Origin of the sequence: Serratia ureilytica (genome assembly GCF_013375155.1) — a bacterium.
Lineage (GTDB): Bacteria > Pseudomonadota > Gammaproteobacteria > Enterobacterales > Enterobacteriaceae > Serratia > Serratia ureilytica.
Genome location: NZ_JABXOF010000013.1, coordinates 1 through 11,560 on the forward strand (window position 1 = coordinate 1; position 11,560 = coordinate 11,560).

The 11,560-nt window shown below is 57.4% G+C and carries 13 protein-coding genes and 2 tRNA genes; 5 read left to right on the forward strand and 10 right to left on the reverse strand.

The genetic code is table 11. From position 1 onward, the window contains the following. Nucleotides 1–158: 158 nt before the first annotated feature. From maiA to mhbT, 4 genes are read right to left on the reverse strand one after another with little or no spacing between them, the layout of a single operon-like run. A complete protein-coding gene (maiA, locus tag HWW83_RS21665; RefSeq protein ID WP_176589545.1) occupies nt 159–803 on the reverse strand; it encodes a maleylacetoacetate isomerase in 645 nt (214 codons plus the stop codon). 20 nt (nt 804–823) lie between these two features. Beyond that, nucleotides 824–1,525 (reverse strand): fumarylacetoacetate hydrolase family protein, encoded by a 702-nt coding sequence (locus HWW83_RS21670; RefSeq protein ID WP_033652522.1) that lies wholly within the window; start codon nt 1,523–1,525, stop codon nt 824–826. A 15-nt stretch (nt 1,526–1,540) separates the two neighbouring features. Next, nucleotides 1,541–2,578, reverse strand: a complete 1,038-nt coding sequence (gene gtdA / locus HWW83_RS21675; protein ID WP_069100284.1) for a gentisate 1,2-dioxygenase — start codon at nt 2,576–2,578, stop codon at nt 1,541–1,543. A gap of 19 nt (nt 2,579–2,597) precedes the next feature. Next, nucleotides 2,598–3,947: a 3-hydroxybenzoate transporter MhbT gene (gene mhbT / locus HWW83_RS21680; protein ID WP_122004454.1), complete on the reverse strand. Its 1,350-nt coding sequence runs from the start codon at nt 3,945–3,947 to the stop codon at nt 2,598–2,600. A 125-nt stretch (nt 3,948–4,072) separates the two neighbouring features. Between mhbT and HWW83_RS21685 the strand changes: the two genes are divergently transcribed. Together HWW83_RS21685 and HWW83_RS21690 are read left to right on the forward strand one after the other, a co-directional pair. Then, nucleotides 4,073–4,984 carry a LysR family transcriptional regulator gene (locus HWW83_RS21685; RefSeq protein WP_089192038.1) on the forward strand — a complete coding sequence of 304 codons (912 nt, stop codon included), beginning with the start codon at nt 4,073–4,075 and terminating at the stop codon, nt 4,982–4,984. A 173-nt stretch (nt 4,985–5,157) separates the two neighbouring features. Then, nucleotides 5,158–5,400, forward strand: coding sequence for a DinI family protein (locus HWW83_RS21690; protein ID WP_176589546.1), 243 nt, complete (start codon nt 5,158–5,160; stop codon nt 5,398–5,400). 236 nt (nt 5,401–5,636) lie between these two features. Here the strand turns inward: HWW83_RS21690 and HWW83_RS21695 are convergent. The 4 genes from HWW83_RS21695 to HWW83_RS21710 all read right to left on the reverse strand — a co-directional run bounded on the left by HWW83_RS21695 (nt 5,637) and on the right by HWW83_RS21710 (nt 6,888). Further along, nucleotides 5,637–5,712, reverse strand: a tRNA-Thr gene (locus tag HWW83_RS21695). Between the two features lie 6 nt (nt 5,713–5,718). Next, nucleotides 5,719–5,806: transfer RNA gene (locus HWW83_RS21700), tRNA-Ser, on the reverse strand. Between the two features lie 157 nt (nt 5,807–5,963). Next, nucleotides 5,964–6,293, reverse strand: coding sequence for an osmotically-inducible lipoprotein OsmE (osmE, locus tag HWW83_RS21705; RefSeq protein ID WP_004935874.1), 330 nt, complete (start codon nt 6,291–6,293; stop codon nt 5,964–5,966). Between the two features lie 127 nt (nt 6,294–6,420). Further along, nucleotides 6,421–6,888, reverse strand: coding sequence for a nuclear transport factor 2 family protein (locus tag HWW83_RS21710; protein WP_033643833.1), 468 nt, complete (start codon nt 6,886–6,888; stop codon nt 6,421–6,423). A 72-nt stretch (nt 6,889–6,960) separates the two neighbouring features. Here HWW83_RS21710 and HWW83_RS21715 point away from each other — a divergent pair, with 72 nt between their 5' ends. After that, nucleotides 6,961–7,539: a TetR/AcrR family transcriptional regulator gene (locus HWW83_RS21715; RefSeq protein WP_176589561.1), complete on the forward strand. Its 579-nt coding sequence runs from the start codon at nt 6,961–6,963 to the stop codon at nt 7,537–7,539. On the opposite strand, the gene HWW83_RS21720 is transcribed toward HWW83_RS21715, so the two are convergent. Together HWW83_RS21720 and ompC are read right to left on the reverse strand one after the other, a co-directional pair. Continuing rightward, nucleotides 7,533–7,949, reverse strand: a complete 417-nt coding sequence (locus HWW83_RS21720; RefSeq protein WP_033643835.1) for a VOC family protein — start codon at nt 7,947–7,949, stop codon at nt 7,533–7,535. The genes HWW83_RS21715 and HWW83_RS21720 overlap by 7 nt on opposite strands. A gap of 156 nt (nt 7,950–8,105) precedes the next feature. Then, the gene (ompC, locus tag HWW83_RS21725) at nt 8,106–9,236 is read right to left on the reverse strand and encodes a porin OmpC (protein WP_033643836.1); all 1,131 of its coding nucleotides are present in this window, start codon (nt 9,234–9,236) and stop codon (nt 8,106–8,108) included. Between the two features lie 695 nt (nt 9,237–9,931). Here ompC and HWW83_RS21730 point away from each other — a divergent pair. Further along, nucleotides 9,932–10,339 carry a DUF4186 domain-containing protein gene (locus HWW83_RS21730; RefSeq protein WP_071845124.1) on the forward strand — a complete coding sequence of 136 codons (408 nt, stop codon included), beginning with the start codon at nt 9,932–9,934 and terminating at the stop codon, nt 10,337–10,339. A gap of 54 nt (nt 10,340–10,393) precedes the next feature. Then, nucleotides 10,394–11,548: an MFS transporter gene (locus tag HWW83_RS21735; RefSeq protein ID WP_033651923.1), complete on the forward strand. Its 1,155-nt coding sequence runs from the start codon at nt 10,394–10,396 to the stop codon at nt 11,546–11,548. The last annotated feature ends 12 nt before the right edge of the window (nt 11,549–11,560 follow it).

Consider the following 11,560-nt stretch of genomic DNA (forward strand, 5'->3'; position numbering starts at 1 on the left):
AATCCTCTCATGCCGACCAAATTCAAGAAAACCTGCTGTAACAGCAGGTTTTTTTTCGTCTGCACGTCGAGAGGATGAGAACGCAGCCGCTGCACCCCTGCCTCCCCCAACGATCATTGCGCGCCTCGCTTTCGCGACGGCCTTTCTCCTTATCAAGCTCAGGCTGAGATTTTGTCTTGTTGGTTTTCGGGCGCTGCGGCGATGAACGCCGGGAGCCGAGTGCAGACGTCGTAAATCGCTTTACAGCGCGGGTACCCGCTCAGATCGCACCCCATCCGCAGGGCATTCGCCCACTGAGGGATCAGGCAGCAATCCGCCAACGTCGGGCTGTCGCCAACACAGAAGGGCCCTGGCGGCCTCTGGAGCAACAGCTGTTCCACGGCGCTCAGCCCTTGCCGGATCCAATATGCATACCAGCGTTTTTTCTCTTCCTCACTCACCTTCAGCTCTTCACTCAGGTAGCGTAACACCCGTAGGTTATTGACCGGGTGAGTATCGCAAGCGATGACATAAACGATTTCCAGTACCCGGCTGCGCGCCGAATCGGCCGTCGGCAACAGCGGCGACTGGGGGAAATGGCGATCCAGCCAGTCGGTAATCGCCAGCGACTGGCTGAGAGACTCGCCGTCGTCCGTGAGCAGCGTCGGCACCAGCCCGACCGGGTTCATACGCCGATAAGCCAGCTCATTCTGCTGCCCGATGCGAATATTGACGCCCACCGTCTGGTAATGGATACCTTTCAGCGCCAGCGCAATGCGCACGCGGTAGGACGCAGAGCTATTAAAAAAACTGTACAGCTTCATCATTCACCTCAGAATCAGCCTCAGACAATCTTCACGGCGATAGGGGTAAGCCCCTCTACATTCCCGGTAATCACATCGCCTTTCACCACCGCCCCCACCCCTTCCGGCGTGCCGGTAAAAATCAGATCGCCGGGCTGCAGCTCAAAAAAGCCGGACAGATAGCTGATGGTTTCATTCACCGACCAGATCAGATGACGGATGTCGCTGCGCTGACGATCGCTGCCATTGACCTGCAGCCAGATAGGCGCATGGTTGACGTCTGCGCTGTCGCCGGCTTTATGCAGTGGCGCGATGGGCGCAGAGAGATCGAACGACTTACCGATTTCCCATGGGCGCCCCATTTGACGCATGTCCATCTGCCGATCGCGGCGGGTCATGTCCAGGCCCGTGGCATATCCCCAGATATATTCATGCGCGTTTTCCAACGGAATATCGCTCCCCCGTTTACCAATCGCCACCACCAGTTCGATTTCGTAGTGATAGTTGTCCGTTTGCGCCGGATACGGCAGCGCCAGCGTTTCGCCGGCCGCCACCGGCACCACCGCATCGGCAGGCTTGCAGAAGAAGAACGGCGGCTCACGATCCGGATCAAAGCCCATTTCGCGAGCATGGGCGGCATAGTTGCGCCCGACGCAGTAGACACGGTGCACGGGGAACTGTTTATCACTCCCCACGACTGGAACAGTCACGGGGGCTGGCGGTGCAAATACGTATTGCGTCATTTTGTCTCTCCCAAATTAATAACGTGCTTCACGGAACAGCCCCAGGGCTTCCTGAACCGGCCGGTCCGAAAAACTGAATAACACGGTGTCTTCATCCACCTGAAACGACACGTCGAACCAGGTCGGCGCCACAAAGATATCTTTTGCCGAAAAGTGAAGGGTTTCGTTGCCGATGCTGACCTGGCCGCGCCCTTCCACCACGTGGTAGAGGGTGCTGTCCGTGGTGCGCGCCTTTCGTGAGGAAAAGCCTTTCGGCAACAATTGCAGGAAGGCGCCCATCGAGGGCATGGGATAGCCGCCGGTCACCGGATTGACGTAGCGCATCTTGTAGCCGTCCCACTCGTCGGCATCCCCCATGCGGGTGAGGTCGTACAGCGTTTCGCGGCTGCGATCGTAGCGGTAGTTGAAAATGGGCGATGAGTTGCCTTTCTGATGGCGCAGCGGCAGCATATTGGCCGCATAACGCGGTAAATAGTCCCCCTCCCGGCGCGTCACGGGCTGCTGTTCTTGCGGATAGTCTTCCGCGAAACCGCAGCCCAGCAGGTTCACCAGCGGCAAATCCAGCCCGTCCAGCCATACCACCGGCTCAGCGCCGGGATTGCCGTGATCGTGCCAGCGCCACTGCGGCGTCAAAATGAAGTCGCCTTCATGCATTTGCGTTCGCTCGCCGTCAACGGCGGTAAATGCCCCTTTCCCTTCGACGATAAAACGCAACGCGGACTGATTATGGCGATGGCTCGGCGCGATTTCGCCCGGCATGATCAACTGCAATCCGGCGTACAGCGTCGGGGTGATGGCGGCTTGTCCGCGCAACATCGGGTTTTCCAGCACCAGCACGCGGCGCACTGCTTCTTTGGCGCCAATCAACTCGCCGCTGGCCAGCAGGTGCGGGCGAATCTCCTGATAGTTCCAGTAAGCCGGGGCGCAGTTTGCATTCGGCGTTGACGGTACCAGATGGTGCAGCGACTCCCACAACGGGGTCAGGTTCTGCCCGGAAATCTGCCGGTAAAACTGCTGGCGGCTGGGGTTAACATCCTGATGGCGTTCAGGCATAGGGATTCTCCTTTTTCATTCACGACGCTGCGCGAGGCAACGTGTCAGGGGCTGGGGCAGACAGACGAACGACAGCCGTCAGCAGCATTAACATCACCGTACTGAGCGCCGCCGGAAGGGCAATAATGAAAAATAGCGTATCGAATGAGAAATTCATCGCCATCATCACGCCGCCGGAAAGCGAGCCGACAATCGCGCCGCAGCGGCCAATGGCATTGGACCAGCTGACGCCCGTCGCCCGGCTTTGCGTCGGATAGAGCGTGGCGGTCAAAGCATTCAGCCCGACCTGCGACCCGCTGATGCCGATGCCGGTGCCGAAGATGGCCAGCGCCATTTGCCACAGGCCGTTCTCGCTCAGGCCAATCATGACAATACACACCGCGCCCAAAGCGTAGCTCACCGCCAACACCCGGAAGGGATTGCATTTGTCCATCAACACGCCCAGCCCCAGCGCGCCCACCGTGCCGCCTATCTGGAAAGCGGCGGTTACCCAGGAGGCATGCCGCAGATCAATACCGCGGTGGTTAAGCAGCGTCGGCATCCAGCTGGAGAGCAGGTAGATGATCAGCATGCTCATGAAAAAAACCGCCCAGAGCATGAGGGTGATGCGCAACTGGCGGCCGGCGAACAGCGGGCTGATGCTGCCTTTGGCCGCCGTGGCGGCTTCGTTCAGATAAAAATGGGTCTCTTCATCGCACTCGCCAGTCATGGCGCTGACCGTTTTGGCAATCACCTTTTGCGGCAGTTGGCGGCGAACCTGCCAGCGCGGGGATTCCGGCAGGGCAAACAGCAGCGCCGCAAAGAGCATCAACGGCAAGACGCCGCCGAGCACCAAAATGCCGGACCACCCCACCCTCGGCACCAGTTGGGCGCTGACGATCCCGCCCAGGGCCGAACCGAGCGTGAAACCGCAGAACATCAGCGTGACCAGCGCGCCACGGCGGCGAGCGGGCAGATATTCAGAGGTCATCGTGATGGTGTTCGGCATCGCGCCCCCCAGGCCCAGGCCGGTGAGAAAACGCAAAACGACCAGCGTTTGCAGATCGGGGGAGAAGGCCGAAATCAGGCTCAGCGTGCCAAACAGCGCCACGCAAAGTTCGATGACGCGCTTGCGGCCAAAGCGGTCAGAAAGCGGGCCGCAAAGCAGCGCGCCCGCCGTCAATCCCAGCAACCCCGCGCCAAACAGCGGGGCCAGTTCGCCGGCGGACAGTTGCCACTGGGCGCGGATGTCGGGCGCGATGAAACCAATGGCGGCGGTGTCAAAACCATCGAGCATCACCACCAAAAAGCAGCAGAGAATGACGCGCCACTGCGTCTTGCCGATAGGGGCTGCGTCGATCAGTGCTTGTAAATCACGCCGTTGAGTCATAGTGAGCGCCTCGGAGCAGATAGAGAGATGTCTGTGTTGTTTTAGGTATGTTACGAATTTGTATCTTTAGCGATAAAATGTACAATGGCTTTTCGGGCGGAGACATAACCGGAGGGTTATAACAAATGGCGAACTGGGCGCAGAAATTGAAGCTGCACCATCTGCAAATGTTGGTGGCATTGGGTGAACAGGGAAATCTGACCCACGTTGCGCGGATGATGAACATCTCCCAACCCGCTCTGTCAAAATGGCTGTCGCAGCTCGAAGATGAGATTGGGATCACGCTCTTTGAGCGGCATAGCAAAGGGCTGCGCCCCTCCGAGGGGGGGAAGTTGCTGCTTCAGCATGCGCAGCGTTTGATCAATGATCTGGAGCGTTCGCAGTCTGAAATCGCCCGCTTTAAGCAAGGCGGGCTGGTGGGAAGCCTGAAAATCGGCTGCTCGCCGGTGGCGACCGACTGCGTTTCGCAGGCCATATTGAGCCTGCTGCAAGAAATGCCGACGCTGCATCTCAATATTGAGGAAAAGGTGATGACCCCCCTGCTGCACGATCTGCTCGCGGGCGCGGTGGATGTCGTCGTGGGCCGCGTCGGGGGGCGGGCGCTGCAACTGCCGCTCAACTATCAAGTGCTCTACACCGAACCGGTATGCTTCGTTGCCCGCCCTCACCATCCGCTGGCAAAATCCGCCTCCCTCACCTGGCACGATCTCACCCACTGGCGCTGGATAGTCTGGCCGACCGGCACGCCAATCCGCCTCAGCATCGATAATGCGTTGGCAGATAACGGCGTGATGCTGCCTGAAAACACGGTTGAATCGGCATCGATGAACGTCAGCACCAACCTGCTGCAAAGCAGCGACATGATCTCCATTCTTTCACTACGGCTGGCGCAGCGTTATGCCAGCCAGGGGCAACTGGCGATCCTGAACCTGCCGAAGATAGAGCAGAAAGGCAGCGTGGGTGTTTTCTGGCGCAACAGCGAGCCGCCTTTTGCCGCACTGAGCCGCTTTTTGCAGCTGCTGACGCAGGCCAGATAAAAATCGCCTTAACGCGACGGCTCCCTTTTCTCGCAGAACGGGGATTCAGCGGCGGGCTTTACCGCACGCCGCGCAAGAATAAACGCCCCTTGTAAAATTCTGCGCCGCCTCTTGCCAACCCGAGCGCCTCAGGCCAGAATACTGTACATTAAATCAGTATTTAAAGGTGAGTCATGTTTGTAGAATTGGTGTACGACAAACGCAACGTCGCTGGGATGCCCAACGCCGCCGAGATTATTCGCAGCGAGCTGGAAAAACGCGTGCATGCGCTGTTCCCGGAGGCGGAAGTGCGCGTGAAACCGATGCAGGCCAACGGCCTGAACTCCGACGCCAGCAAAAGCGATCGCGAAAAGCTGAACCGGATGTTGGAAGAGATGTTCGAAGAAGCGGATCAGTGGCTGGTTATGGATATATAAACCCAATCTGAAAGCCGGGCTGACCCACCGGCTATTATTTCCACCAGCACATCGCACCGCTCAACCTCCAGTTCCGCAGCGAATACCCCCTTGGGTCAAAGGACTGACTGCGGCACATGCCCCCGATTATCGGTTAATCCTGGCGCACTTCGAAGCGTGTATTCCTGCGTGGGCACCTTTTCCTCGTACAAGCACCATAACAAAAAGCCCCAGCATCGCTGCTGGGGCCTCTGTCATGGTGCCGGCTACCGGAATCGAACTGGTGACCTACTGATTACAAGTCAGTTGCTCTACCTACTGAGCTAAGCCGGCTGAATTTGGCGGAAGGACAGAGATTCGAACTCTGGGAGCTGTTACACTCGACGGTTTTCAAGACCGTTGCCTTAAACCACTCGGCCATCCTTCCAATGGGCGCTGATATTAGCGATACCGTTATGAAATGTCTATCGTTTTGATGCAAAAAAATCGCATCGGCGGCGCAGTTGCCTAAACTTCAGGCCTTAAACGCTTAAAAAATGAAAAGCCCCGCAAAAGCGAGGCTTTTATGTTCGGCTGAAACGCGATTACTTCGGCTGCGAATCGTAGTCTGAACAGGTTTGATAGCCCTTGTTCATGACATGGCCCGTGTCGTTGTAGCTGACAAAATACGTTTGCACTTTGCCATCGCGCGGCGCGACCGCATAGGTGTCGCAAGTGCCCTGCGCATGGATCAGCGTGGCGGACGTCGACGGCGGACCGGCAATCGCCCGCACCTGCTGCTTGGTCATCCCTACTTTGACATCGCTGACCACCGGCTCATTGACATAACTGGTTGCACGGTCATAGGCGGTGCAGCCGGCAAGAATGGAAAATACCGCCGCAGTGCCGACGGCCAAAACCAACTTCTTCGTCATAGCTTGTCCTCTTGGAGTACGTTTGTTGTCCCCTAAGTCTAGAAGTGGAAAGGCTTTTCTACAAACTCCCCTTTGTCGATCGGTGCGCTTTTTCTCGCGATCGGCCGGCGCGGGCGCGACATCGGATTCAAAAGCCGAAATCGCTCAGCGCCGGGACATCGTCTGGGCGCCGACCCAGCGGCCAATGAAAACGCCGATCCTGTTCGCGAATCGGCATGTCGTTGATGCAGGCATGGCGGTTGATCATCAACCCTTCCTGATTGAACTCCCAGTTTTCGTTGCCGAAGCTGCGATACCAGTTGCCGGAATCGTCGCGCCACTCATAGGCGAAACGCACCGCGATGCGCGCGCCGTCAAACGCCCACAGTTCCTTAATCAGCCGATACTCCAGCTCTTTCGCCCACTTGCGTTGCAAAAATGCGACCACCGCCGCGCGGCCGTCGACAAACTCCGCGCGATTACGCCAATGGGTATCGAGGGAATAGACCTGCGAAACCCGCTCAGGATCGCGGCTGTTCCAGGCATCTTCCGCCAACCGTACTTTTTCGATGGCGGATTCACGGGTAAAAGGCGGCAATGGGGGTTTAATGCTCATGATCATCTCCTGCGTATAGGCAAGTAGACAACTCTGTCTACAATCACTCGAAAATAGCCTGGGAGAAAAATGATGACCGTTGATCGCAACACCTTACCCGCCCGTCAGCGCATCCTGCTGACGGCCCACGATCTGTTCTATCAGGAAGGGATCCGCGCCACCGGCATCGATCGCATCATCAAGGAATCAGGCGTCACTAAGGTGACGTTTTATCGCCACTTTCCCAGCAAGAACGATTTGATTACGGCGTTTTTGGCCTATCGCCACCAGCAGTGGCTAACCTGGTTCAGTACAGCGTTGGATCGACATGTGGCGCAGAGCAGCGGGTTACTGCCGGCGATGGCGCCCTGCCTGGCGGAATGGTTCGACGATCCGCGTTTTCGCGGCTGCGCGTTTATCAATACGGCCGTGGAGATCGCCGATCTGCTGCCGGAAAGCCTGCACCTCGCCGGCCGGCATAAGCAACAGATGACGGATGAACTGGCGCGCCACCTGCCCGCAGGCCCGCAGCGGGAACAGCACGCCGCGATATTGGCGATGCTGATCGACGGCGCCATCGTCAGGGTGCAGATTGAGCGCCAGCCGCAGCCGGCGTTGCAGGTGCTGAATGCCGCGCTGGCGTTGTTGGCACAAGGCGGGTTCGATCAGTAATTGGCCCAGATGCCCGGCGTCACCAGTTCCAACAGGTGGGCGTCTGGATCGCGAAAGTAGATGCTCTCGCCACCGTGATCCCAACGCATGCGCCCCTCAATTTCCACGCCGTTGGCCGTCAGATGCCGTTCCCAGTGCGGCAGTTGGTCTTTTGCCACCGCCAGCCCGATATGCGCCGGCCCCACGCCATCGTGCGCGGGAATAAAGCCGGTCGGATAATGCGCCCCACGCAGTGAATCGCCCTCGACAAACAGCAACAATACGCTCCGATCGCCAACGTTATAGGCGCGGAACCGCTCGTTGGCGACCATCGCCGGCAGCTTCAGCACTTCTCGGTAGAAGGCGTCCGCTCGCTCAATATCGCTGACGTACAGCACCGTTTCGATCACCTTATCGATCTTGAGTTCCATATCATCCCCCTCTTTTTTGTACTGACAGCGTAGGCTTAGAGGAGGAAAACCACGGTGCTTCCCGTGCCGATAGCGGATCAATCCGTGCTTTTTACCGGTTTACAGGCAAAAAAAACGCGGCCCGAAGGCCGCGCGATGACGTTCACACTGAGGTGCTTAGAACTGGTAAACCAGGCCCACGGCAACCACGTTGTCGGTGTTGATCCCGGCAGCGTCGGTGAAGTCGTTGTTGTCCACCAGGTTGATTTTGTAATCAACATAGGTAGACATGTTTTTGTTGAAGAAGTAGGTCGCACCCAGGTCGACGAATTTGACCAGGTCTTGATCGCCGTAGTCCTTGCCGTTACCGGCGCGGCCCAGGTCTTTACCTTTGGTCTGGTTATAGCCGACGAACGGACGCAGACCGAAATCGAACTGGTAGTGCGCGTAGGCTTCGAAGCTCTGCGCCTTGTTGGCGTAGCCGTAAACGCTGCTGTCGGAGCTGCCGAAACGCGCCGCGTTGTAGGACTGGGTGAACATCACCGCCAGGTAGACGTCGTTGGCGTCATATTTCAGACCGCCGGAGTAACCTTCGGCCTTGTCGCCGCGGCCCATGATGTTCTGGTGACCGTTAGCGCCGTTCTGCTCGCTGGTGCGGCGAGAGTTGAAGAAGGCGCCCGCCGCGCTGATGCCGTAGCCCATGTCATAGCTCATGGACATACCGTAGCCTTCGCCGTTCTGGCCAAGGACATCGCGACCGTTGTTGGTCTCTTCGCCATTACCGTTTTTACCCTGGTACTGCAGGGCGAAGTTCAGGCCGTCAACCAGACCGAAGAAGTCGTTGTTACGGTAGGTCGCCAGGCCGCTGGAACGCTGGAACATGAACTGGTCGGCGCCGTAGGTCATACCGTCGAACTCAGGCTGCAAGTCGGTATACGCCGCGACGTCGTACAGCACGCCGGTATTACGGCCGTAGTCGAAGGAACCGTAGTCGCCGAATTTCAGACCGGCGAAGCCGTAACGGGTGAAGTTCTTGTTGTCCTGGTTTTCAGCGTGGTTCAGGTTAGCCTGATATTCCCACTGGCCGTAGCCGGTCAGCTGATCGCTGATTTGCGTTTCGCCGCGCAGGCCAAAACGCATGTAAGACTGGTCACCGTCCACGCCGTTGTTGCTGGAGAAATAGTGAAGACCGTCGACTTTACCGTACAAATCCAGTTTATTACCGTCTTTGTTGTAGATTTCCGCCGCGCCTGCTGTGCCTGCAACCAGCAGTGCGGGTACCATCAGAGAGAGTACTCGAAGTTTCATCGTTATTATCCTCGTTAATTATGTCGAGCTACGGCCACTGCCCTTTTCGAGCATTATTAGCACGACTGTGCATTACCATTCTGGTAACAAGGGTTATATTAATCCAGAAAGAAAATGATACCAAGTATCCGATAGTGTTTCAGCGTGATTAATAAAGGTTTCAAAATGTAAATGTGCGCGAACTTTCACAAAACATTACCGACAAACAAAATAAAGCACTTAAAGACAAAGAATAGATTAATTGATAAAAAATCATGTAGTTATACAAATCTTTAAGAAAAAAAAGCCAACCATACAATTGTACTGGACAATAAGCACATTGTGCCAAAACGCCGCCTGCACGCAGCCGCTATAATCACCTCGCTATCATCATTATTTTCATTATTACCTTCATTATCCGAAGATAATTTCTGCATACCTTTAACCGGCTTCTGGCCGGTTTTTTATTTTCCTCCACACTGTCCTCACAATTTCAATCCGCACAAATAGCACGCAAATAAATAACCTCGCGATATAGTTTCGCCAATTTACATCCGCACTAATTGCTAATCTTTTCTCTTATTTTGGTCTACAAATTGAATTTGTTTTTCATTTCGTGCTTTATCTCGCAGAATATTGTGTGTCACAGGCAAAATTGGCCGCAGAGTTTCACTTCTGGTAGCCTGAAAAAAAGCTCACCCTCAGCGAGTAAAGTCATGATGCCATTTCACCCAGAGGCGCTATGGCGGCGGCTGCAAGGCTCCCCCTTCCGCGCCCGTTTCCGTTTGAATCCCAAAGACCAGAGCTATCTTGACGACAAAGGCTTGCCGCTGATCCTCAGCCATGCCCGCGACTTTATCGATCGTCGTCTGGCCGCCGCCCACCCCAAAAACGATGGCAAGCAGACGCCGATGCGCGGCCACCCGGTGTTCGTCGCCCAACACGCCACCGCCACCTGCTGCCGAAGCTGCCTGGAAAAATGGCACGGCATACCGCAGGGCATCGCGCTGGGCGAGCAGCAAAAAGACTATATTGTCCAGGCGATCGCCCTGTGGCTGGTGCGCCGAGGCGGCGCCAGAGAGGAATCAGGCGCGAATCTTTTCGACCCGGATCGCGGATTGTGATAAAAACTGTCAGTAACTTTCGCCACTCTTTTGACCCAAGATCCTGACGCTTACATGACAGCCACCTTGTGCAATGAACAGCAAACGCCCGGCGTTCCTCAACAGATCGCCACCCGCCTGGCCTTTTTCGTCGCCGGCCTCGGTATGGCCGCCTGGGCGCCGCTGGTGCCCTTCGCCAAAACGCGCATCGGCCTCGATGACGGCTCGCTCGGCCTGCTGTTGTTATGTATCGGCGCTGGCTCCATGTTGGCGATGCCGCTGACCGGCTTCCTGACCGGCAAACTGGGCTGCCGCGCGGTGATCCTGATGGCGGGGCTGGGGCTTTGCATCGATTTGCCGTTGCTGGCGCTGATGGACTCCCTCGGCGGCATGGCCGTGGCGCTGCTGTTGTTCGGCGCGGCGATCGGCATGATAGACGTGGCGATGAACGTGCAGGCAGTGATCGTCGAGCGCAACAGCGGCAAGGCGATGATGTCCGGCTTTCACGGCTTCTTCAGCATCGGCGGCATCGCCGGCGCAGGCGGCGTCAGCGCGCTGCTGTGGCTGGGGCTGACGCCGCTGCAATCCACCCTGATCACCGTGCTGGCGGTGATCGTGCTGCTGGCGTTCGCCAGCCGCCATCTGCTACGTGACAGCGGCGCCGACGACGACGGACCGATGTTCGTCTTGCCGCGCGGTTGGGTGATGTTTATCGGCATTCTGTGCTTTATCATGTTCCTGGCGGAAGGCTCGATGCTCGACTGGAGCGCGCTGTTCCTCACCACGCTGCGCGGCGTCGAACACAGCCAGGCCGGGCTGGGCTATGCGCTGTTTTCCATCACCATGACGCTCGGCCGCCTCAATGGCGATCGGGTGGTGAACTCGCTGGGCCGCTACCGGGTGCTGCTACTGGGCAGCCTGTGCGCCGCTGTCGGTCTCAGCCTGGCTATCGCCTTCAATCACGCCACCGTTTCGCTGGTCGGCTTTATGCTGGTTGGCCTGGGCGCTTCCAACGTCGTGCCGATTCTGTTCAGCGCCGCGGGCAACCAACGCGATATGCCGGCCAATTTGGCGATCGCATCCGTTACCACCGTCGGCTATGCCGGTATTCTGGCCGGCCCGGCGCTGATCGGCTTTATCGCTCAGTTTTCCAGCCTGACGGTGGCCTTCGCCTGCGTAGCCGCTCTGCTGTTGGCAGTGACCGCCAGCGCCAGGGCCGTCACTCGCTGATTCAGGAATGCG